The organism is Chitinophaga niastensis, from assembly GCF_003014755.1.
In the GTDB taxonomy this organism is placed as follows: Bacteria; Bacteroidota; Bacteroidia; order Chitinophagales; family Chitinophagaceae; genus Chitinophaga; species Chitinophaga niastensis.
This window is the reverse complement of the sequence record NZ_PYAW01000002.1, coordinates 522696-545286: the sequence shown is the minus strand read 5'-3', so window position 1 is coordinate 545286 and position 22591 is coordinate 522696. Positions and strand designations below refer to the sequence as shown.

22 protein-coding genes are annotated in these 22591 nt (G+C 44.3%); all 22 read right to left on the bottom strand.

The window, feature by feature from the left end:
* Window position 1 precedes the first annotated feature (1 nt).
* Entirely contained in the window at window positions 2-1519 is a 1518-nt protein-coding gene (locus tag CLV51_RS10855; RefSeq protein ID WP_106528054.1) for a phytoene desaturase family protein, read from the bottom strand.
* Window positions 1506-5381, bottom strand: a complete 3876-nt coding sequence (locus tag CLV51_RS10850; RefSeq protein ID WP_106528053.1) for a trifunctional MMPL family transporter/lysophospholipid acyltransferase/class I SAM-dependent methyltransferase — start codon at window positions 5379-5381, stop codon at window positions 1506-1508. The genes CLV51_RS10855 and CLV51_RS10850 overlap by 14 nt, the downstream gene beginning before the upstream one ends.
* 104 nt (window positions 5382-5485) lie before the next feature.
* On the bottom strand, window positions 5486-6673 hold the full coding sequence (locus CLV51_RS10845; RefSeq protein WP_106528052.1) for a DUF2062 domain-containing protein: 1188 nt from the start codon (window positions 6671-6673) through the stop codon (window positions 5486-5488).
* The gene (locus CLV51_RS10840; RefSeq protein WP_106528051.1) at window positions 6674-7033 is read right to left on the bottom strand and encodes an ApeI family dehydratase; all 360 of its coding nucleotides are present in this window, start codon (window positions 7031-7033) and stop codon (window positions 6674-6676) included.
* A gap of 16 nt (window positions 7034-7049) precedes the next feature.
* Complete coding sequence (lolB2, locus tag CLV51_RS10835; RefSeq protein WP_483862460.1) at window positions 7050-7676, bottom strand: flexirubin biosynthesis protein LolB2; 627 nt, start codon at window positions 7674-7676, stop codon at window positions 7050-7052.
* Window positions 7654-8286 (bottom strand): flexirubin biosynthesis/transport protein LolA2, encoded by a 633-nt coding sequence (lolA2, locus tag CLV51_RS10830; protein WP_106528049.1) that lies wholly within the window; start codon window positions 8284-8286, stop codon window positions 7654-7656. Before lolA2 ends, lolB2 begins: the two co-directional genes overlap by 23 nt.
* Entirely contained in the window at window positions 8279-9058 is a 780-nt protein-coding gene (locus CLV51_RS10825; protein WP_106528048.1) for a polysaccharide deacetylase family protein, read from the bottom strand. The genes lolA2 and CLV51_RS10825 overlap by 8 nt, the downstream gene beginning before the upstream one ends.
* A complete protein-coding gene (locus tag CLV51_RS10820) occupies window positions 9052-10116 on the bottom strand; it encodes a beta-ketoacyl synthase N-terminal-like domain-containing protein (protein ID WP_106528047.1) in 1065 nt (354 codons plus the stop codon). The genes CLV51_RS10825 and CLV51_RS10820 overlap by 7 nt, the downstream gene beginning before the upstream one ends.
* Window positions 10117-10126: 10 nt before the next feature.
* On the bottom strand, window positions 10127-11320 hold the full coding sequence (locus CLV51_RS10815; protein ID WP_106528046.1) for a beta-ketoacyl-[acyl-carrier-protein] synthase family protein: 1194 nt from the start codon (window positions 11318-11320) through the stop codon (window positions 10127-10129).
* Complete coding sequence (locus CLV51_RS10810; RefSeq protein ID WP_211301983.1) at window positions 11317-11583, bottom strand: phosphopantetheine-binding protein; 267 nt, start codon at window positions 11581-11583, stop codon at window positions 11317-11319. The genes CLV51_RS10815 and CLV51_RS10810 overlap by 4 nt, the downstream gene beginning before the upstream one ends.
* A 33-nt stretch (window positions 11584-11616) precedes the next feature.
* Window positions 11617-12240, bottom strand: a complete 624-nt coding sequence (locus CLV51_RS10805; protein ID WP_106528044.1) for a beta-ketoacyl-[acyl-carrier-protein] synthase family protein — start codon at window positions 12238-12240, stop codon at window positions 11617-11619.
* Window positions 12233-13489 (bottom strand): NAD(P)/FAD-dependent oxidoreductase, encoded by a 1257-nt coding sequence (locus tag CLV51_RS10800; protein WP_106528043.1) that lies wholly within the window; start codon window positions 13487-13489, stop codon window positions 12233-12235. The genes CLV51_RS10805 and CLV51_RS10800 overlap by 8 nt, the downstream gene beginning before the upstream one ends.
* An 87-nt stretch (window positions 13490-13576) precedes the next feature.
* On the bottom strand, window positions 13577-14638 hold the full coding sequence (locus CLV51_RS10795) for a methyltransferase (RefSeq protein ID WP_245898678.1): 1062 nt from the start codon (window positions 14636-14638) through the stop codon (window positions 13577-13579).
* 121 nt (window positions 14639-14759) lie between these two features.
* On the bottom strand, window positions 14760-15908 hold the full coding sequence (locus tag CLV51_RS10790) for a beta-ketoacyl-[acyl-carrier-protein] synthase family protein (protein WP_106528041.1): 1149 nt from the start codon (window positions 15906-15908) through the stop codon (window positions 14760-14762).
* A gap of 11 nt (window positions 15909-15919) precedes the next feature.
* On the bottom strand, window positions 15920-16339 hold the full coding sequence (locus CLV51_RS10785) for an acyl-CoA thioesterase (RefSeq protein WP_106528040.1): 420 nt from the start codon (window positions 16337-16339) through the stop codon (window positions 15920-15922).
* Between the two features lie 19 nt (window positions 16340-16358).
* Window positions 16359-17111: a hypothetical protein gene (locus CLV51_RS10780; protein ID WP_106528039.1), complete on the bottom strand. Its 753-nt coding sequence runs from the start codon at window positions 17109-17111 to the stop codon at window positions 16359-16361.
* Window positions 17112-17115: 4 nt separating this feature from the next.
* Window positions 17116-17541 (bottom strand): hotdog family protein, encoded by a 426-nt coding sequence (locus CLV51_RS10775; RefSeq protein WP_106528038.1) that lies wholly within the window; start codon window positions 17539-17541, stop codon window positions 17116-17118.
* 76 nt (window positions 17542-17617) lie between these two features.
* Entirely contained in the window at window positions 17618-18493 is an 876-nt protein-coding gene (locus tag CLV51_RS10770) for a lysophospholipid acyltransferase family protein (protein WP_106528037.1), read from the bottom strand.
* Window positions 18493-18750 (bottom strand): acyl carrier protein, encoded by a 258-nt coding sequence (locus tag CLV51_RS10765; protein ID WP_106528036.1) that lies wholly within the window; start codon window positions 18748-18750, stop codon window positions 18493-18495. Before CLV51_RS10765 ends, CLV51_RS10770 begins: the two co-directional genes overlap by 1 nt.
* A gap of 189 nt (window positions 18751-18939) precedes the next feature.
* Window positions 18940-20166 (bottom strand): beta-ketoacyl-[acyl-carrier-protein] synthase family protein, encoded by a 1227-nt coding sequence (locus CLV51_RS10760; RefSeq protein ID WP_106528035.1) that lies wholly within the window; start codon window positions 20164-20166, stop codon window positions 18940-18942.
* 23 nt (window positions 20167-20189) lie between these two features.
* A complete protein-coding gene (flxB, locus tag CLV51_RS10755) occupies window positions 20190-20918 on the bottom strand; it encodes a flexirubin biosynthesis SDR family reductase FlxB (protein WP_106528034.1) in 729 nt (242 codons plus the stop codon).
* A gap of 36 nt (window positions 20919-20954) precedes the next feature.
* Window positions 20955-22490, bottom strand: coding sequence for a flexirubin biosynthesis tyrosine ammonia-lyase FlxA (gene flxA, locus CLV51_RS10750; RefSeq protein WP_106528033.1), 1536 nt, complete (start codon window positions 22488-22490; stop codon window positions 20955-20957).
* Window positions 22491-22591 lie beyond the last annotated feature (101 nt).

The window sequence follows — 22591 nt, the reverse complement described above, 5'->3', positions numbered from 1 at the left end:
GTTATTTATGTATTGACTGATTAATTGCTTCCACCAGAAAGTCCATGCCCAGCAACTCTGCGGACGTGATCACACTGCTGATAGTTACTCCTAAAATTCCATGCAAGTTCAGGTTTTGCCCTGTAAGATACAAATTGGATAGTTTGGTGCGGGCCGAAATCATGGTCCTTAGCGGATCTGCGCTATCTTTTTGAATCCCGTACATGCTGCCGTCACCAGTACCCATGTAATCGCGGTATGATAGTGGAGTGGCAACATAATAAGATTGAATACAGTTCCGGAAATCAGGAAACTGTTGTGCTACACAATCTATCAGTCGCTCTGCCTTCTGATTTTTAAACGCTTCGTAGTCTGTACCCCGGCTATCCGGCTGCAATACAGTATTAAAAGTATGCTGCCAGGGCTGCATTTCTTCATACCGCATGTAGGTCATCACAGATAAACTATCCGCATAGGTTTCATGCCGGGAACTGGCAGATACATACATGGCATAGGTTTGCGGCCATTCGGCTGCCTGGTAATCAATACCAGCCCATGCATTATCCGTAGCATGATAATAATAATTATGATTAAGATATTTGAACGTACCTGGTTTCAATACCACATTCAGCACAAACGCGCCGGTAGCATTCTCCAGGCCCTGTACACGATTTCGATAAGCACTCCGCAGCGTATCACTGCGCGTGATGGCCATTGTTTGTGCAGGATGCAGGTTAGAGATAAAATAATCTCCCTGTACTTTGGTGCCATCCTGCAACACAATATGATCTACCCTGTCACCAACGCCCTGGATACTTGTTACAGGGGTATTACGAATGATAGTGCCTCCGTTTTCCCTGATCTTACGCCACAACAGTTTACCAATCTGAGAACCGCCATCCACACATTTCCAGGCGCTTTTCATATAGCTGTTTAACACCAACGCATGTACGTAAAATGGCGTTTTCTCCGCTACACCCGCATACAGCAGGTTATTGCCTGCCAGTACGTTTTGCAGCCGTTCGTTGTTGGTAATGCTGCGTAAAAAATCTGCGGTATTAATATTCAGTACATTGCGTTTCTCTTCATAATCGCCTACGCGCAAATTGTATAGCGGGAACTTACCGGATACCTCATTAATTTTATTACAATAAGCATACAGTGCATCTTTTTCATCGGGGAAATCTGCCAGCAGCGTACGAATAAAGTTATCTTCCCCCTGTGCTATCCTGTACACTTTATCTTCTCCACTAAAATTGATATGGTCGAAACCGTCCATATCCATACGTTTCAGCCTGAGTTTATCAAATATGCCGAGGTAATTAAATACTTTATAGAGATTCTCCCCTTCTGCTAATCCTCCGATGTAATGCACACCGGAATCGAAGATGACTTTTTCGCGGGAATAAGTTTGCAGGCATCCTCCTATCTGACGGTTTTTTTCGTATATGCGTACACGGTACCCGTTCTGACTAAGGATAGCCCCGCATACCAGGCCGCCAAGGCCGCTGCCCATTATGATCACATCATATTTGTGCATAATTTTCCTGCGGAGATTTTTTAATCACAAATATCACATTTGATGTGTACCGGGTATTATCGATTTCCTCGGCCACAGCACCATACTTGTTAACCAAATCACGCACATGTGCAGCTGAGAAGAACGATAATTTTTTGTTCTTCATTTTATTAAACCCAAGTACCCTGGTAGACAAAAACTCTGTGAACTTTGTATGGTCGTGTCTTTTGGCCATATCAGCATCTCCGTCACGTATAATGATAACGCCTTCGGGAGTGAGTCTTTCAATACATTGCTGCAGCAGTAATTCCTGCTCATTTGCCGGCAGGTAATGCAACATATCACTTAAAATAAAGGCATCGTATTTTTCGAAAGGGGTAGCAGTGATATCTCCATGAATAAACTGCAGTTGCTCCGGTTTGTTGTAACAATTGTTGGCAGTAGCTATCTTCTCTTCATCATAATCAATACCTGTGATAAACCGGTCAGGTGCAGCATAACTGAGCATATAGTCCATAAACCCATAGCCACAGCCAATATCCAGGATATTTCCTGTTTTGGGTAACAGCTCATGGAACAACTGGTAATTGTTTTCCATTTGCGTTTTCACGCGCATATACCATTCCAGCACCGGGCCTTTATAAATAAAATTATATTTTAGCTGCTCCCTGAAATACTTCGGCACTTCCGTTTCTTCTCTCAGCAACGCATAATTCCGTTTGAAATACCGGCTGATTGTTTTTGTACGGGTGCTGTAATTATCTCCCCATGCTGTATCGCCGGGCGTAATACGCGGCAAATACTTTACAGTAACGGTGCCGTCTTTCAACAGAAAATCACCTTTACTCATCGTATAGGCGGTACCGTGAATCACCATCGGTAAAATATCCAGTCCCAGTTGTTCTGCAATATAAAAAGCACCTTTATGGAAACGCCCTATCTGAAGGTCTTTAGAGCGGGTACCTTCCGGATATACCACTATGGAATACCCTTCTTCTACACGCGCGCGCAATTTCTCAATGGCTCCTTCTGCCCCATCAGCTACAGGATAATAGTCGGCCAAACGTACCACTGCGCCAAATACCGGTGAGCGCCACACCCACTGGTTTGTGAGCAGTATCACCTTTGGATGCGACATGGTAGATACAAGGATATCCAAAAACGACTGGTGATTACTGATAATCACAGCCGGCTTTTGCAGTTGCTCGTTATCCGGATTAATGATACGTTTTTTCACATTGCGCATGATGTACAATACGCTATGGGTATAACTGGAAAGAATACGATGGTATAACAATTTACCTTTCTCTTTATTGAAAGGGTTCCAGCGGATCAGTAGCGTACCAATAGCTGTCAGCACCAGGCAACCAATCGTGAAATACAAAAAGGAAAATACGGAGAGTGTCCATCCTTTGAAAGTCCACGGTGCAAAGCCTTTCGCAACACGGTTAGTGATCAGCAGGTTAAACAGGAATGGAATCATTACCTGCGAAATCAACACCACTGTACCAATACCAATAATAGAGATCAGTGCAATAGATTTCAGTGATGGATGCTCTGCAAAGATCAATACACCCAATCCGATAATGGTGGTAATAGCAGACAGGAAGATAGATGATTTGAAAGATGACAATGTTTTCTTACCTGTCTTATATTCCTGCAACAGCCCGTCCATCATAAATATGCTGTAATCATCTCCCAATCCAAAAATGAAAGTAGAGAGGATAATATTTACAATATTGAACTTAATACCGAACATGCCCATAATACCCAGTATCCACACCCAGCTCACCGCCATCGGAATAAAGGTAATGAGTGCCAGCTCAATACGGCCATAGGACAGCAACAGGGCAAAGAACACCAATAGTGAGGTCATCCAGGCGATACTGTTAAACTCATCTTTGATGACTTCTACTAACCGGTTAGCCGCATATTGTTTGTCCAGCACTGTAGTATTGGGCTGTGTTTCCAGCGCATCGTATACGGCTTGTTTATGCGCAGGATCTACTTTCAGGAGGGTGACCAATGAAGTAGTCCCGTTCTTTTGAATAATAAAATCGCCAAGGTTGCCGTTACGCAATACCTGCAAGGCATCCGGCGATAGTTGTTGATAATCTTTCGTTAACAACTGCTCAAAAGAATTAAATGCAGAAGCGCTGAAACCCACGGCAGAGCCATGTAAGCGCAGGTAAGTAAGTAACTGTTGTTTTTTACCGGCAGTCCAGTAATGACTCCAGCGATCTATGCGTGCCTGCTGTTCTTTGTTGGATAACAGTAACGCCTGTACGCCGGCATACTTTTTTACAATGCCTTTATCCTGCAACTGCTGAATCACCGGCATCAGTCGCTCTCCATGCTCCAGTGCGGATTCCAGGTCATTGCCATCTGTTACTACATAAACAGATTGCGCGATGTAGGAATTTATTTTATTGAGATGTGTTTCTGCGGCCTTCAATTTAGGTGTCATGTAATTCATGCGCATCATATCACTCTCAAAAGTTACATTGCCCGCAGTATAGAAGAATACGATAGTAAGCAGAAACAGCGCCCCTACGAGGTATTTGTTATTCTCTGGTTTGTAGGCGGATAGCTTATCCAGCCAGTTTTCATCGTGTGCAGCCATCGTATGTGGCCTGTGGCCTATCACCATCCAATGTGGTAAAAATACCAGGGAAAACAGCGCCGCACCAACAAGACTCAGTGCTGCAAACAGGCCCACATCGTGCAACATGGGCGAATGCACAAACTGCAAACACAGGAAACCACCTATGGTGGTAAAACTGCCCAATGTCATGGGTGTAGCCAGATCGCTGATCACTTCACGTATATCGTGTGAGTGGCGGTAATGATTAAATACATGCAGGGAATAATTTACTGCAATACCTAACACTACAGCACCCGCGCCCATGGCCATTACAGATATATGTCCCTTCAGTACGTATATCCATGCCAGTGAGAACAGGCCACCAAAAACAACCGGCAGCATCACCAGTACCGGTGATCTTTTTTTCCTGAAAAATAAACCGATCAGTACTATCAGTAATACAACAGTAATGCCCTGTGTTAAAAAAGTATCCTGTCTTAATTGTGTAGCGTTACCAACAGATACCGCAGTGCCGCCAAAGTAAGATGCCTGTACGCCGGGGAAACGCTTATCCAGACTATCTTTTATCTGATCCAATCCTGCGAGGAATTTGGTATTAATTTTTGTAGCACCCGGCGGATTAGCTGGTGTAATAAAGATCATCACATTCCGATGATCTTTCGTTATCACATAACTATCGTACAATTCAAACTGATCATCGTACTGCAGGTGTTGCAGTTTTTTCACACCAATCCAGGAAATACCCACAGGATCTGCCTGGATCATCTTCTTCAATACCAGTCCTGCCGGTGATATCAGCGTATTATAGTCATATTGCAGTGATTTCTGTAATTGTTCATCTGTCAATAAACTATCAATCTTTTTATAATCTTTTTCTTCCAGGAAAACAGGGAGGTGTTGTTGGATCACCTGCATTAATCCCATCACCATGGCATCATCTGCCTGGGCCTGGATTTGTTTGATATAGGGAGATAATTGTGCACCCGCTTTGCTGGCCAGTTCTGCAGCATATGCAGTGAGGCTGTCCGGCTCAGCGGCTTGCAGCGAATCTTTTTGGGAGATAGTGATAATGAGCTTATCCGCAAATTTGGAATCCTGGAATACCTGCTGCAGCTTATCCAGTTTTTTATCCTGCGGTAATATTTTGGTGATATCTTCTTCCAGCTTTATCTGCGCAGCAAAAAACCCCACCAACAAAAAACTGGCAATAGTGCAGCACCAAAGCCAGACTTTATGTCTCTCAAAAAAATTATAGATGGCTACAAAAAGATGATCCATATAAATTCAATTACGAATTACGAATTGCGAATTACGGATTAGTAAGGAGATAACCGGGGAGATAATATTAATCTTCCCATAACTCCGTAATTCGCAATTCGTAATTACTTCTTTTGTCTTCTAAAAACTGTTAGCAATACAAAACTTACTCCCCATGTCAGCAAACCACCCAGTATGGCCAGTGTGATACTGCCATACACGTATTGCAACATATTTTCCTTTATCGTTTCAAATGTAATTCCATTTGTAAAGATCAGGTCCTTCGCTGTTTGCCCCATCCACAAACGTCCTGCGAGGAAACTTGCGAATAGCACAAATGGCGTGAGCGGCGGTGTACTTACGTGTGCAGAAAGTAATACCAGCGCTTTATTTAATTTCAGCTTAATCGATAACAGTATAGCTACCAATAACTGGAAGCCCCAGATAGGTATAATCCCCATGAATATACCAAACCCAATAGAGGCGGCCTTTCTCACATTCGACTCATCTGATTTCAGTACTTCTTCTTTCCACATCTTTTTCCAGTTCTCTCCTTTCAGCAGAAAACGTATCAGATCCCGTGGCTTGATATATAAGAAAGTAATAAATACCAGTACTATATTCAATATGGTAATGCGCGTAACATCAGGTACCGGGCGGAAATGCGATACCCGCTCTTCCGGTGGCGGATAGTACACCTTTACCGGTGTCCAGTCTACCTTAATTCCTCTCCAGGAACTGCGCACCAATACTTCAATTTCAAACTCGTATTTAGTACAGAGAAAACGCATTTTACGCATGCGGAACAATGGATACAAGCGGTATCCGGATTGTGTATCCGGGCCTTTTAATCCTGTTGTTACATGAAACCAGAAGTTAGATACCTTGTTGGCGGAAGTGCTTTTGCCGGGCATGTTTTCCTGATGCAGGTTACGTGCGCCAATGATTAATGCGCCGGGGTTAGCTTCTACCTGTTCCAGCATGGAAGGCAAATCGGCTGCAAAGTGCTGTCCGTCTGCGTCCATCGTAATCACGTAGTCGTATCCCTGTGTGAGCGCATAAGCAAAGCCGCGGCGCAATGCAATGCCTTTACCACGGTTAGGGCTATACGAAACACGTTGCAGATCCGGAAACTGATCCAGTACGGCCAGTGTTTCATCGGTAGCACCGTCATTTACCACGATAACGTGTTTGGTAAAACTCAGTGCGTCCGTGAGTACAGCGCCCAGTGTAGCGGCGTTATTGTACGTAGGAATGAGTACCGCTGCGCGGTGACGCTCAAAATGTTCGTTATGTGTTGTCTGGTTAGCCACTTACTTAAATATGCCCTGAAACTTCATAAATGTTTTGTCTTCCCGCTTCAGCATTGCTGTTACTTTTAATCCAGCTTCTTCTTCCTTGTATGTTACAGTTACGTCTACCAACGGTTGTTTTACCGGGTCTATCATATTCAGGAACTTCATGATGCTGGCTTTTTGCAGCAACATTTTTTTCTGAACAGCGCTCTCCAGTATTTCGGTGATGGTTTGCATCATGCATACGCCGGGCACTACCTGTTGTTCCGGAAAATGGCCCTGGAATATAGGATGTGCAGCATTCAGCTCAATAGTGGCGGTCACCTGTCCGGGTTCCTGTGCCTGCTGCGTTATATTGTAGAAGTTACCTGCTAACATATACTTTAAATTGTCTTTATTTTTTCTCTACCCTTTGCAGGGAGATATTGAAATTAAAATTCTGATGTTGAATACTGATGGTATCCGGTATGCCATTGTTATAGTGTTCCATCCATACTTTCACTACCGGCTTACGTTTAGACGATTTTTCAATCCTTACCAACTGTGTGCAGGCAGTGTCCGTGATATAATAGTTATTGCCTTTTTCTGTAGGCACTACCGTATAACGGTAATGGCTATACGTAGCAATATGTGCCTGTTGCAGGTCGGGATGCAACAGCACCAGTGCAAAGTCCTGCCGCAGCGTTTTCACCACCGCCTTCTTGTCCATTTTGGCAAGCAGGTAATGTTTGGTAAAATTGCCTTGTTTATCAAATTCAAAATCAAAGAACTTAAATCCCATCTCGTTGGCAAACACTACGCGGAGGCTGCTGTCGGGCATTTGTTTAAAAAACAGCAAACCACTCAGGTGGTGTTTTAATATATTCACCTGCGTGCTGTACAAGGTAGTCCGGAACTGCGGACTAAACTGCCGGATACAATTCACATCACCACCGGTACGTTTTAATCCTTTGTACACCGATGTACAACCCGCCATCAGCAAGGTGATACACAAAATGCTACTTAGCCGAAAATACCGCATCCGGGATGTTTGAATTCAATTGTTTATGTAAAAAGCTGATGGTAGTATCATCTCCGGACAATTCTTCCATGGTAATTTTTGACACAGAATAATCCTGTTTATCTACCAGCAGTACAATTGTCTTAAAATATTCTTTCATCACCTTGTTCACAGGCACCATTTCCAACCGGTAATACTGTGCATTTTCTGTGGCTTTAGTGGTGAAGTCTGTATTGTCCAGCACCGTACCACGTACACAGTCAACCGTAATTTTGTTAACCTGCTCAAACAATTTATTGCTCTTACCAGATACTTTATTTTCCTTTTGCGCATCTTTAATACGGATATCTTTTCCGTTGATGATCAACAGGTAGTAAGATGGCTGCTGATATTCCATCCGCACTTTATTATCTTTCTTAAACCAGAATTTACCTTTAGATACTATCTTATCAGACAACATACTCAGGTTCTTTTCCTGTACAAAATCACATTGAATACTCTGTGTATTTTGTGCGGCTTTTGCAAACTGCTGCTTTAGCGGGGTCATATCAGCCACCGGCTTAAAGCCCGTCTGTGCCTGTATTTGCAGACTAACAACACAGCAAATTAATACTATTATCCATTTACGCATATGCGGGTAACTTTAACATTTTATCAATTCTTTCCAACCGGTAGCCTTGCTGACGGATGGCTGTAATTAGCTGTGGCAATATATCGGCGGTTATTTTACAAGTATCATGCAATAAAATAACGGCGCCGGGTTTTAATTCATTTATAATCTTATCCAGCAGTTTATTTTCATCTTTTGCCACTGTATCCAGTGAGCGGATGTTCCAGCCTACCGGCAGATAATCACCTGCTTTTATAGCCCTTGCCAGGTTAGGGTTTGTTACGCCATAAGGCGGACGAAATAACCTTGGCTGTAGTCCTGTAACATCTATCGCAAACGTGTCCATCTCCTGCATATCTTCCAGCATTTTCCCGGATGGTTTCATATCAAACCAGAAATGATGTGAATAAGTATGGTTACCTATTACATGCCCTTCTTCGTGTATGCGTTTCAGTAAGTTTTCATTTCCTTCAATATTTTTACCGATGCAAAAGAAAACAGCCGGCACCTGCGTTTTTTTCAGGATATCCAGTATTTCCGGTGTGTATGCGGGTTGCGGGCCATCATCAAAAGATAGCGCCACTACTTTTTCTGTTGTATTGGCATAACATGTCACCTTTATAAAAAAGCCGGAACCAATGTTCATTACGCCCCAAATGATGAGCGGAAGAAAAAATAATCCCGGTAAAAGATATGCCCAGAGTGGTATGTTATAACCAGCCATTTTATCCAGGCCAAACAGTACCAGGATACAGATAATGACAATTATATTTATTACCCTGTTATTTAGCATGCACTCAATAATATCAGGGAATGGTGTGTACCCTGATGATGGTTATACAATAATACTTTCTTAATTTTTTCCGGTGCTTTGCCATAAAATACAGCCGCTTCCGGTACCTGTTGTTCTGCTATCACCGCGTTTGCCATCCACATGCCAAAAGCCGCAGCAGTAGGATATTCGCCACAAAGATGTTTGAAGCATGCTTCTGCATGATCCGGAAACAATGCTGCTGCTACTTCTTCATATATTTCATCCTGGTCTATATCACCGTTTCTGCCGGTCACAATCAGGTCAATATCTGCTGGTGTACAATTATTATCTTCCAGAAATTTCATGATATGCCCAATCACTTCACCTTCCCAAAGTGGCTTGTACAGCGTACTCAGACCGGTTAACGTTGCCACGGTGCCCGGGCTTATTTCCGGACTGAGGAGAAAGAATGAAGCACCTTCTCCTGCTATAGTGCCTCTGGTTGGGCTATTCAGCAGCTCCATGGTTTTTACCGGCGTCTTTTTATAGATGCCGAAACGGGTCAGCAGCTGATGACTATGGTTGGTTATTTCGTCCAAACCACCAGCCAGTATATGTTTGGCGGAGCCTTCCTTTAATATCATGATGGCATCCAGCAACGAGTTTTCGAAAGAAAAACCACGATGCACAAACGTATTATTATATCCGTTACAGCCCAGCAACAGGGCTATTTGTCCTGCTACAGTGTTGTGTGTACTCTGTATAAACGCAGTAGGCGTAAGCATTTCCTCCTGCTGGTTCACCATTTTAGAGAGAAAAACACCTGTATCATCCAGGCAGCCATAGGCGGTGCCGGTGATAATCGCATCCGGCTGCGTGATGCCGGCTTCTTCCAGGCTCAGGTTAGCCGCGCCTACACCCATTTTTACCACGCGGCTCATCCGGCGGATCTGCTTCACATCGACCCATTGTTTATAATCCGGATCTACGTTGGTCAGTCGTACCTGGTCGTATTCCCTGAGAGTAGCCAGCAAAGGGCCTCCCTGCGCAGTTTCCTGCGGAGATATACAACCGGTACCATTTATGTAGATGTTCATGTAATGCTGTTTATGCTTTAGAAAACACCAGGCTGGAACAATTGCCGCCAAAACCAAATGAGTTGGACATTACGTGCAGTAACTCATTGCCTTCTGTATACGCCGTAGCCGGTGCAAACGGTAATTCCTTCATCTGATGTTCAAAACGTGCGTTGGGATATATGATCCCTTCTTTTACCGATAAAGCCGAAAATACGGCCTCTATTCCTCCGCTGGCACCCAATGTATGACCGGTGAATGACTTGGTAGAACTCATCGGTGGAAAATGTGGTGCAAACAACCGGTTGATGGCTATCCCTTCGGATACATCATTATTTTGTGTGCCGGTGCCATGCAAATTGATATAAGCAATTTGTGCTGGCTGCAGTCCGCTCATATCCAGTGCGCCTTTCATGGCCAGGTAGTTACCGGTGCCTTCCGGCGATGAAGCCGTTTGGTGGTAGGCATCGTTGGCATTGGCAAAGCCGCTCAAACGGCACCAGGGCTGCAATTGCGCTGCCAGGCTATCAGACACCAGTACCACATAACCTGCGCCTTCACCCAGATTAAGCCCGGTACGGGTATCATCAAAAGGCCGGCAGGCCTGCTGATCCAGGATCATCAATGTATTAAAACCATTCAGTGTAAAGCGTGTCAGTGCATCTGTACCACCGGCAATCACCACGTCCACAATGTTATTGCGGATCAGGCGGGAGCCATACATCAGCGCATTGGCTGCAGAAGAGCAGGCCGTGCTGATAGTGGATACGTGGTGCCGGATACCCATAGCATCGGCCACCAGCTCGGTAATGCTGCCACATTCGTGGTGCAGTACCTGTTGTAATCTTCCTTTGCGCGGATCTGCAAGGAATTCCGCGAAAAAGTCTTCCGTTTTATCCATACCACCCACGGTATTGCCGGAAACAAATCCTACCCGGTAGTTGGATACATCCCCCAAACCGGTGGACTGCCAGGCTTCGCGGGCAGCAATCATGCTGAGCAACGCTGTTCTGCTGATATTTTCAGGCATACGCGCCATATCAGCCAGTGTGGCGTTGTCTGCCTTCACTTCTGCTACCGGAAAAGTATTGCGATGAACAGAAGACAGGTGCTGCATGGCAGTCATTCCAGGCTGCATATGCCGGAACGCCTGCAAACAGGCCTGTAAGTTCAGGCCTATCCCGCTGATAACGCCACCTCCTGCTATCCACACCTTTTCACTCATGCCTGCACAGTTTGATTAGCTGTAATGTATGTTGCCATGGTGCGAACAGACTGAAATATTTGCGGACCTTGTTCAGGGTTGGCAATGCGGAGATTATAATGCTGCTGCAGCAATACAATCAATTCCAGCGCATCGATAGAATCGAGTCCCAATCCTTCTTTGGAAAACAAAGACTGATCGTTGCCAATGCTTTCGGGTGCTACTTCTTGTAAATTCAATTGTTCTATGATCTGCGCTTTCAGATCCGCCATCAACTTTTCCACTGTAAATTTGATTAAAGTTATTAACTATGATTTTTATTCCGGTTGATAAAGAGATGATAAAGCCGCTCCTGTTAAGGGCTGTCCCATCTCACTTTGTTTATTTTCTATCAGAAACAAGGCTACTTCATATTGTTGCTCCATCACTTCTACCCAACCGCACAAACAAGCCTGTAAAGGCGTAACGGCCAGCAATTGCGCCGGATAAGTACTCATCAGTTCCGTGTCAAAGGTATCTGATACAAAAAAAGTATTCTCCCCTTTAAAACCATGCCGGATACATATTTCGCCCATTACAATATTTGCCAGCGTGTATACAAACAATGCCGGACTGGCAATATCCTTTACCGTGCTGTAATAGCGAAGATCAGTGTCCAGGCTGGCGCTGCGGTTAGACAATACCATGCCCACCTTTTCAGGTGGCAGCAACTTCACCCCTGCATCTTTCAATAACACTTCCGCGGCCAGCCAGCCAAGCTTGCTGAGCGCATCCATTTTATGAAATTTCGGATACTGTCCTGAGAAGCGGTCGTAGCCCGCTCGCAGGAACTCCTGCAACTCCAACTCCTGATCTGCTTCCCACAACAATGCTCCGTTTAAATAAATACGGTTATGGCGAATGATACAACTCCCGGTAATATATGCTGACGCGCTATTCAATCTCTGAACTACTTTTTAATTTTTCTGTTAATTCAATAGTCCTGGCCAGTCGTTTTAATGCGGTATCATGATTTTTCACAAACGGATTACTCATATCCCACACATAACCAGCCAGTACGGAACAAATCTGGCCTTTAATCAACGGATCTGCATCTTTTGTAAAGAAAATCGTATCCAGGGTGCCTTCATACCATGCCATTACGTAAGTACGGAAGGTGTTTACGCCCTGCATAGTCGGCTCCATGTACTCTTTTTCCCAGTCTACGGCTTCTCCTTTGAGCTTTCTGATCACCAGCTTTGCCGCTGTTTGTGCAGAAACGCAGGCCAAAGTTACGCCAGAAGAGAAAATAGGGTCCAGAAATTCTGTTACGTTGCCCGTGAGCACAAATCCATCTCCATAAAATTTATCGGTAGTAGCGGACCACGACTGCAATATCCTTGGTTCAAAAGCCAGTTTCACATCGCGGAAACGCTCCCTCGTATAGGGTTCTGCTTCCAGTAACGCGCGGTATTTCTCCTCATCGGTACCGGGATATTCTTCAAAAAACTCCGGATCTCCCACAAATCCCAGGGAAGTTACACCTGTAGCAAACGGGATAATCCAGATCCAAACACCTTTTTTATGTACAACAGCGGTGATGCGGTTAGGCTCATCCGCCATAGAACGGCGCTCATCTATGGTATGGGCAAATAATGCCTTACGGGGTTGCAGGTTAGAGTTTTTCTCCAGGTTAAACAGCTTTGGAATTACCCTGCCGTAACCGCTGCCATCTACTATAAACCGGGCCTCAATAAGGGATTGTTGTCCGTCTTTATCTTCTACTGTGGTAACAGAATCAGATCCATTAAAACGTATATCCGTCACCGTTGTTTCATAAGCCACCGGTACTCCCATACTTTCTACAGTATCGGCCAGTGTTTTATCAAAATCTGCGCGGGTAACCTGCCAGGTCCATGTCCATCCTGGTGTAAACTGCTCCTGGAAAGTAAAATCGCAGGTAGCATCTCCTTTCACGAACTTGGCTCCGTATTTCTGTTGAAAACTTTTTGCTTTGATCGCATCAATAAATCCTGCTTCTTCCAGGGCTTCCATACTACGTGGTAACAGACTTTCGCCAATAACGAAACGGGGAAATTTTTGTTTTTCCACCACCTTCACTTTGTATCCGGCCTGATGGATAATGGACGCAGCAACCGTTCCGGCTGGCCCCGCACCAATTACTAACACATCTACTTGCTCAGTTTTCATACGGAGGATAATTAAGTTTTTGGAGATAAGGGTAATTTGTGTTGATAGACAGCTGCCGTGTGATGCAGCTGTCTACCAGTTATAGCGTTATTTCTTCTTACATTTCAGCAACGTGTAATTCATGCCCATCTGGTTGTTCTCCTCCGTAATTTTCAAGCCCGCATCGTCAATACACTGGAAGAAATCATCGGTGTGATACATCTGGCTGTTGCCATTAGCCATCGCTGTAAAATACAGGGATGTCTGCTGCAGGCAGAAAGCCGCAGATTTAAACTGCTGGCGGTTCCAGAAGGGTTCCAGTATATATACCGTACCGTCTTCATTGAGCGCTTCGCGGCAACGTTTCAGGATAGATACTATTTCTGCTTCTGAAAAACAATCCAGGAACTGGCTCATCCAGATGGCATCAAAGCCTTTAGGGAAGGGCAGTTCTTCGTGGAGGATGTTGGCAATATGAAAGTGCACGCGGCTTTCTACACCCGCATCTTTCATTTTTTGTTGTGCCAGTCCTGCTTGTCCGGGTAAATCAAAAATAGTAACTTCTACATCCGGATCTTTAGCGGTACATGCCAGTGCCCATTTGCCGGTATTGCCGCCAATATCCAACAGTCTTTTAGGTTTGTTTTCAAAAACAATATCCAGTGCTGCAGGCGTAGCAAGATCAGAATAATAGTGATCAAAGTCGAACCAGCTTTTACCTACTGCCGGTGGCAGCAAGGATAAGCCCGGATAGATAGTATCCCATGGGCCCAGTTCCTGCAAGCCGGCCGGCTTGCCTTCTGTCAGGCTTTCCTGCAAATGATTCATGCCTTTATAACAGATATCCTGCGAAAAGTCCATGTTAATGCGGGTAAGCTGATCATGTAAAATAAAGTAGCCGGTTTTAGTAAGCGTATACTTTTTATCGTTCACGATCACTAACTCCATGCCCAAACCTGCTTCCAGCAATACTCTCACTGCATAGCGCGACATTTTCGTTTGTTCCATCACTTCTTCGATGGTAATACCTGCAGCGCGACTGTTGCTCACCGCAGTTAAAATGCCCATGTCACGCAACGCCCTGGTAGCCTGAAAGGCAACAGGAGCAAACGCAAGACGCAATGCGGCTTCTTTCGCCTCTAATGCTGTTTTTGTTTCTTTATTAAACACGACAATGATTTATTTTACTTAATTAATTGTTGCAATTTTTCTTTCTCCTGATTAGGTTGATTTTACTGATTACCACGATTATACTTTTTAAAATAAAATCAGCATAATCAGTAAAATCAGTCTAATCCTGAAAAAGACTAAATATCATGGCTGCATTGCATCCTCCGAATCCTGAAACTGTTTTCAGAAAGTGTGTGGATTTTTTCTGCAATAAAACATTATTAACATTCACAGGCATACTTACACCGGGTGTTTCATATCCTTTTGTAGGCAGTACCACACCTGCTTTCATGGCTTGCATGCTGATGATAGCCTCAATCAGACCGGCAGCGCCAAGTGTGTGGCCGTAATATCCTTTTAAGCTGTTTACAGGTATGTTGGCTAATCCTGCATGGTGCAGGGCTTTGGCTTCCATTTCGTCGTTATACAGGGTGGCAGTTCCATGTGCTGATACAAAACCAATATCCTCCGGCGTTAATCCGCTTCCTGTCAAAGCCAGCTGCATAGCAGCAGCCAGCTCTTCGCCTGTGCGGGAAGGGCCGGAAATATGGTTAGCATCATTACTCACGGCACCTGCGCCCAATACAAAAGCAGCACCTGCTTTGGTGTTGCTGAGTATAACAGTGGCAGCGCCTTCACCAAGCGTAACCCCGGTGCGGTTGGCGTCGAACGGTTTGCAGGGCACCGCACTCACTGCCTGAAACGACTGAAAGCCGGACAGTACAAAGCGGGTGAGCACATCTGCGCCAGTTACCACTACGTGATCGTATTTACCGGATTCAATTAACCGCTTTCCTGTTAAAATGGCCAGCAAGCCTGATATACAGGCACTGCTGATAACCAGCGGCTGGTTGATCCCATTAAAATGCGCCGCTATTTTTTTTGCAGTAGCAAACAACTGCATATTTTCCAGTGGCGGAACAGCGCCTTCAGGCTGTTGCTCCAGCAATTCTATATTTCCTTTGGTAGTAGATATAATCAAACCTGTGCGGGTATCTGTAAGTTTGATATCCGTTTGCTGCAATGCATTTTGTATAGATGCCACCAGCAATTTTTCAAACTGCGTGTAGCCTTCTACGTTATAACCGGCTGTACAGGTATCCAGTTGTCCGGGTAGCATCATAGCCCCGTAAAACGGTGCAGCTGCGTAAGCCCCATTCTCCTGTAGCCCAATGCCACTATTGCCTTGCAGCACCTGGTCAAAATTTTCCCGGGTAGTACTGCCTAGTGGCCCCACAATATTATCTGCTACTACATACACCTGTTGCATAATACCCTTTGTTAAACCAATCCGTGCTGTTTTTTCCACTCACTGAAAAATGTTGGCATAATGATTTGTAACGAAGCCGTTTCCTTATCCAGGAAAACCTGAACAGTAGAACCTGTTGCTATTACTTCACCCGTAGCCGGATTTGTGAGTGTGTATTCGAATTTTAATTTGGCGGCCATGTTATCAACATATCTTGTTTCCACAACAACCCGATCACCATAACGCAAAGAACGTTTGTAATCGCATTGTACATTTACAACAGGAACAGTATATCCATGTTTAAAAATATCGAGGTAACGTAGCCCGTACTTTTCGCCGAAAGCTTCTCTTCCGTCTTCAAAATACCGCACATAATGCCCGTGCCATACTATTCCCAGCGAATCAGCCTCATTAAACTTTACCAGTATGTTAGTGCATTCTGTCAGCGCCATCTATTGTTATTTATATTTGCTATCCTTTCTTTTTGGGTTTCTTTGTTTCTTTTGCAGCCACACCTGTTTTAGCATCTTTCTTTGAAGCTGGTGCCACTACCGGCTTTTCTTCTTCCGGATCAGTAGTGCCGGCATATTTTTCTTTTAATTTCTTGTAATCATCGCTTACATCTTCCAGCACGCTTTTAATGGTAGCGAGCCAATAGTTGCGCCATGCGAAACTCCATTTTTGTCCCTTGCCGATATAACGTTCTGTCATCAGTACATTTTTCCGGTCCATGTCTATCACGGTTACGTACATGGAAGCACTTTTTGCTGTTTTGCTCATGCCTTCCATTACCAGTAATACCCCGATACCATGTTTTCCGGAAAAATCGTAAGATTTTACCACTTTGGTAATATCTTCCGGTTTCAGGCGTTCGAAATCGGCGGATTCGTCAGATTTCAATGCATCTTTATTGATGGCTTCATTGCGTTTATTCACCAGGCCAATACTGGTATTGTATTTTTCACGATGAAATGCGCCTGGTACATCATATTTCTTCTGTTCGTTTACAATTACCTGGTTAAGAGCGGTAAACTCATGGTCTACAATCGCGTCTGTTTTGGCTGCGGCATCACCGATCAGGCGTGCCTGGGTAAAATCCACGCCCAGCCAGGTAAAAGAAGAATCTTTGTTGTCCAGAAAATTTTTAAGTTTCTGTGCATGTGCAGCGGAAGTCCACATGCTGAATACCATTACAGGAATTGCTAAAAATTTACGGTAGTTCATATTGTTATAATTGGGGATTGATGAAGATTTTCATTTCACATTGTGCCATTATGCGACCGTCCCACATCACTTTACCAGTTACCATTGTGGCATTAAATACTTCGCTGCCTATTTCCGTAGTGGTTTCGATCATTTGTCCTGCCGGTGGCAGTTCAAAGATCTCCAGATCCTTTACGGCACCGATAAATCCCAGGGGTACCGGTGTATTCTCCTGCTTGGAAATGTAACCAATTCTGGCAGCAGCTGTTTGTGCGATGTTTTCCATCAGGCCGGGTGCGGTGAGCACGCCATTTTCCACAAAAATATTATCTGCAGCAATATTAAACCCCGTGCGGGTTTTAGGTCCATCCACTTCCAGTATGCCACTGATCATTACAATGGGCGTGCGTTGTGGTATGTATGCGGTAATATCATCTGTATGAATAAACATCTGCACAAGTTATTAGTAAAAAATAAAACACGAAGTAAATAGAATTATACGAAAAAAATAACAGTAAAAACACGGATTATTCCCAAAAATCGTAATAATTAAACCATTGTGCCGGATATCTGTGAACTTTCTTTTCCAGCTGGTGCACAAAATCATGCAGCGCAGTTTCCACTCCTTCATTCCGACGCCCGTGGTACAGCCTTGGTGGGGTAGCATAAAAATGATAGTGTGTGGACGATTCCTTAAAAGCAAATACTACAGAAACCGGTACCCGGAAAGTAGCTGCCAGCAAAAATGGTCCCATGGGGAAACGGGCATCCTGACCCAAAAAAGGGGCTGTAATCGTTTTATTATCGGGTAAAAAGCGGTCTGCATGCATACACACCAGTTCCTTGTTGCTTAACGCTTCATTAATAGCATAAATATGTGACAGATCATCTTTGATGACAATGATATTCATATTCCTGTCGCCGGTGATACCAGACAGATAGTCTTTAATACGTTGGTGTTCACCATCAAACATCACAATGTTGACGCGGGTATTCAGGCGTTTGAACAGATGACCGGCTACCTCCCAGTTACCAAGATGGGCACTGAGTAAGATCCCGCCACGTCCGCCATCAATCATTTCCTGCAGATGATGTTCTCCGTCAAATTCAAAAGTAAATTTATTTGCCATATCCGCCATGACAACTACTTTGTCAATCAACGTCTGACCAAACACATGATAATTACGATACAAGTTAAGCAATGAGCGCCACCTGCCGTAGCCTACTTTAGTACGGAAATAATGATAGATGGGTTTTGAGGAACTCCAGGAGAATGCGAAAAAATAGAAAGCCACAAACCTCAATAGTACATAAGCCGGGAAAACACCTCCGTGATGGAGCAGGAACACAAAACAGCTATATCCAAACTTACTTCCTTTTGACTTTCCTTGCCAGGAAGGCATTATACCAATTCTTTTTGTTGAACACGAGCACTTACGTAATCATAGAAATCCTGAAAGCTAATAATAGCCTGGAAATCCTCCGGTTTAACCTTAAATCCGAAGTTATCTTCTATTACCACCACCATGTCGATATAGTCCAAACTATCCAGATCCAATGTGGATTTAAGATTCGCTTCCGGTTTAATTTCTTCGGGGTTTGCTTCAAACTCCTCCACCAAAAATTTGTTCGTAACAGTTATAATGTCCTTGATATTCATAAAAGTGTGTAATCTGATAACAGATATAGGCCGTTTTAAAATTCGTTTGTTGTGTCCTTAGCTGTGCTGCCAATCCTGATCCGAGTGCCAAAGTTAAGAATATTTTGAAGTAATCAATACCCCTGCCGGACATAGGTTATCCTTCATAACATTTATGCGCATCGTTCTCTCTAAAGTGTGGCAGTCATCCTATTTTCCTTCCCAGCCCTTTACTACGAGGGAGGAGTTAGTTCCGCCGAAACCAAAGGAATTAGACAAAAATATATTAAAATTTTTATTAATTGTATTGGTTACAATATTAAGTTTGGCAGCAGCATCATCCGGGTTTTCCAGATTGATATTGGGCGCGATAAAACCGTTCTGCATCATGAGCATAGAATAAACGATTTCGCTGGCACCGGCCATCCAGCATTCGTGGCCGGTCATAGACTTGGTAGAACTAACATATGGTTTAGCGGCGCCAAATACTTCGTGTATGGCGCGGGCTTCGCTCGCATCACCGGCAGCAGTGGAAGTAGCATGTGCATTGATGTACTCAATATCTCCCGGCTGCAAACCTGCATCCTGCAAGGCTATCTGCAGGGAACGCACTGGTCCGTCTACTGTAGGATTGGAAATATGTGCGCCATTGGAAGAAAAACCATACCCCAGCACTTCCCCTAAAATAGTGGCGCCTCTGCGTTGTGCGGACTCCAGACTTTCCAGGATCACGGTAGCTGCGCCACCGCTGGGCACAAGGCCATCGCGGTTACGGTCAAAGGGTCTGGAAGCGCGGGTAGGATCATCTTCTCTCACAGAAAATGCCGCAATAGCATCAAAGTTGCCCATGGCATATATATTCACTTCCTGTGCGCCGCCACAAATCACGGCGTCCTGCATCCCGTTCCTGATAAACATGTGGCCAAGACCAATAGCATGGGAACCGCTGGCGCAAGCCGCACTCACACTGAAGTTTACGCCCCTGAGCTTGAAGATGGTAGCCAGGTTCATATTCACTGTAGAGTTCATGGTCTGGAATACAGAACCAGAACCTACCAGCATGGTGTCTTTCTTAGCCCGCATTACATCAGTAGCTTCTACCACTGGTTTTGCGGAACTATCATTGCCATATAAAAGTCCTATGGGAGTTTTATCTATATATTCCTGGGTAATGCCAGCCTGCGCCAATGCCTCACGGGTAGCCATATACGCAAACTCCGCCTGCTCAGGCATCATATTCCTGGCCCTGCGATCCAGCAAGCCTTTCAGTTCCGGTCTTTCAATATAACCTGTTAAACCGGAGCGATAGCCAAATGCTTTCCGTTCAGGGTCAAGTACAATTCCTGACTTACCTTGATATAATGAATCCCTCACCTCCTGCATATTTTTTCCGATGCAGGAGTAGATTCCCATTCCAGTGATCACTACTCTGTTCATAAAACGCGTTTAGCTAGGTGCAGCTAGGTGTGAAGTCCACCATTAATATTTAATACTTCTCCCGTAATATAACCTGCTGCTTTGGATGTAAAGAATGCTACCGCTTCTGCTACCTCTTCGGGTGTACCAAAGCGATTCATAGGCACTTGTGCAGCCAGTTCTTTTTCATTCAGTTCAGCGGTCATATCTGTTTTGATAAATCCGGGTGCAATGGCATTTACGGTTACTCCTCTTTTGGCAACTTCCTGGGCCAGCGCTTTGGTAGCGCCTATCACACCTGCTTTGGCGGCAGAGTAATTGGTTTGCCCAGGTAAACCTTTTATACCTGATAAAGATACCATGTTGATGATACGTCCGTAACGCTTCAGCAACATGTTATTCAATACCTGTTTGGTAACGTTGTAAAATCCATTCAGACTGATGTTCAACACATTATTCCACTGCGAATCAGTCATCCAGAACATCAGCGAATCCTCGCGGATGCCGGCATTATTTACCAGTACTTCTATTTGTTGTTCTTTATTATTTTCTACCCAACCACCCAGTACCTGTTGTACTTCGGCGGCATCACCAACGTTGAACTGCAACAATTCTCCGGTGCTGCCTTTGGCTTTCACAGCTGCCAGGGTTTCCTGTGCAGCCACTTCATTGCCTTTATAGTTGATCAGTACATGATATCCTAATTCAGCCATCTTAATACATACTGCCCTTCCTATTCCTCTTGATCCACCCGTTACTAATGCACACTTCATGAATTATGAATTACGAATTTAGAATTACAAATTGACTCAAAACTTCACTGGTTCATTCTTAACCAGGTATTCCTTAATTTTTTGCAGGTCCTTATAACGCGGACTGTCCTCAATAAATTTAGGGAAAATCGCTCTTACTTCCTGGTATACTTTGTGTGAAAAAGCCGCCAGACGATCCTGACAGTTCAGGTAGTCTACCGCCTGCAGCATGGTCATTACCTGAATGGCCAATACTTCAAAAGTATTCTCTATCACCCTGTTAGTCATCAATGCGGCGTTGCAACCCATGCTCACAATATCCTGGTTATCGTTGTTGTTCGGTATACTATGTACATACATCGGGAACGAAAGTGTCTGATTTTCGGCCACAGTAGATGTAGCAGTAAATTGCACGCCCTGCATTCCAAAATTAAAGCCAAGTTTTCCCAAATTCATAAACGGAGGGAATTTATGATTTAATTTATCGTTCAGCAGGTAATTGAGCTGGCGTTCAGAGAGCATAGACAATTTGGTGATCGCTATTTTGATCTTGTCCATTTCCAGGGAAACATAGTCGCCGTGGAAGTTACCGCCATGGAACACATTTTCCAGGTGGTGATCTACTACCGGGTTATCGCTTACAGAATTCAATTCCTGTACTACCAGCTTTTCCGCCTGTACCAGCGTATCATACACAGGTCCAAGGATTTGTGGTACGCAGCGCAGAGAATAATATTCCTGTACTTTATCTTTAAAAATTTCTTCTTCTAATTCTTTATAGAGATGATCAGGGCGATGGCGGACCATTTTGCTACCCTTCAGGATCTCCCGCATTTTAGCAGCTATTGTATTTTGTCCTTCGTGCTTTTTAACGGCATTCAGTTCTGCAGAGAGATGATCATCAAATGCTTCCACTATTTCATTGATCATGGCAGAAAGTACCACAGACCAACCCAACAGCTTTTTAGCTTCGATGAGGTTTACCAAACCTACGCCCGTCATGGCGGAAGTACCGTTAATAACGGCCAGGCCTTCTCTTACGTGAATACCCATCGGCTTCAGACCCAGTCTGGCAAATACTTCTTCTGTAGGCTGATATTTACCCTCATACCACACTTCTCCTTCACCGATCAGTACCAGCGCCAGGTGGGCCAGCTGTACCAGGTCGCCGCTGGCGCCTACACCGCCATGCTCAAACACACACGGGTATACATTTTTGTTGATCAGGTCCTTTAACAGGTGTACTACTTCCGGGTGAATACCGGAATGCGCCTGCATGAAACTGCTCAAACGGGCTATCATTAATCCTTTAGTATGCAACGGCGACATGCATTTGCCGGCACCGGAGCTATGACTGCGGATAAGGTTGTATTGCAACTGAAAGGTATCCTCATCGCTGATACGATATTGGGCCATAGGGCCAAAACCCGTATTGATACCGTAGATTAATTTCTTTTCAGAAAATTTTTCAAGAAATAAAAAACTAGCTTCCACCTGCTTTAGTGCCTCGGTTTCCAATACCAGCTCTTCTCCACCCAAAAGGATCCTGTACACTTCATCCAGGGACAGCGCCTTACTTCCTATTGCAACCATTTTATCTTAAATTAAATTATTTGTTTATGTAAAAAAGTGCTCAAAATTAGCATAAAGCTATATATATCCAAATAAATAACCGCCGTTCTAAGTGAATTGCG

Excerpts from the sequence above, each read along its gene's own strand:
- CLV51_RS10820 (WP_106528047.1), bottom strand. The coding sequence starts at position 10,116 with ATGAACATCTACATAAATGGTACCGGTTGTATATCTCCGCAGGAAACT.
- flxB (WP_106528034.1), bottom strand. The coding sequence starts at position 20,918 with ATGAAGTGTGCATTAGTAACGGGTGGATCAAGAGGAATAGGAAGGGCA.
- flxA (WP_106528033.1), bottom strand. The coding sequence starts at position 22,490 with ATGGTTGCAATAGGAAGTAAGGCGCTGTCCCTGGATGAAGTGTACAGG.
- CLV51_RS10775 (WP_106528038.1), bottom strand. The coding sequence starts at position 17,541 with ATGTTTATTCATACAGATGATATTACCGCATACATACCACAACGCACG.
- CLV51_RS10790 (WP_106528041.1), bottom strand. The coding sequence starts at position 15,908 with ATGCAACAGGTGTATGTAGTAGCAGATAATATTGTGGGGCCACTAGGC.
- CLV51_RS10800 (WP_106528043.1), bottom strand. The coding sequence starts at position 13,489 with ATGAAAACTGAGCAAGTAGATGTGTTAGTAATTGGTGCGGGGCCAGCC.
- CLV51_RS10825 (WP_106528048.1), bottom strand. The coding sequence starts at position 9,058 with ATGCTAAATAACAGGGTAATAAATATAATTGTCATTATCTGTATCCTG.
- CLV51_RS10785 (WP_106528040.1), bottom strand. The coding sequence starts at position 16,339 with ATGGCGCTGACAGAATGCACTAACATACTGGTAAAGTTTAATGAGGCT.
- CLV51_RS10780 (WP_106528039.1), bottom strand. The coding sequence starts at position 17,111 with ATGAACTACCGTAAATTTTTAGCAATTCCTGTAATGGTATTCAGCATG.
- CLV51_RS10850 (WP_106528053.1), bottom strand. The coding sequence starts at position 5,381 with ATGGATCATCTTTTTGTAGCCATCTATAATTTTTTTGAGAGACATAAA.
- CLV51_RS10855 (WP_106528054.1), bottom strand. The coding sequence starts at position 1,519 with ATGCACAAATATGATGTGATCATAATGGGCAGCGGCCTTGGCGGCCTG.
- CLV51_RS10815 (WP_106528046.1), bottom strand. The coding sequence starts at position 11,320 with ATGAGTGAAAAGGTGTGGATAGCAGGAGGTGGCGTTATCAGCGGGATA.
- CLV51_RS10765 (WP_106528036.1), bottom strand. The coding sequence starts at position 18,750 with ATGAATATCAAGGACATTATAACTGTTACGAACAAATTTTTGGTGGAG.
- CLV51_RS10770 (WP_106528037.1), bottom strand. The coding sequence starts at position 18,493 with ATGCCTTCCTGGCAAGGAAAGTCAAAAGGAAGTAAGTTTGGATATAGC.
- lolA2 (WP_106528049.1), bottom strand. The coding sequence starts at position 8,286 with ATGCGTAAATGGATAATAGTATTAATTTGCTGTGTTGTTAGTCTGCAA.
- lolB2 (WP_483862460.1), bottom strand. The coding sequence starts at position 7,676 with ATGCGGTATTTTCGGCTAAGTAGCATTTTGTGTATCACCTTGCTGATG.
- CLV51_RS10760 (WP_106528035.1), bottom strand. The coding sequence starts at position 20,166 with ATGAACAGAGTAGTGATCACTGGAATGGGAATCTACTCCTGCATCGGA.
- CLV51_RS10840 (WP_106528051.1), bottom strand. The coding sequence starts at position 7,033 with ATGTTAGCAGGTAACTTCTACAATATAACGCAGCAGGCACAGGAACCC.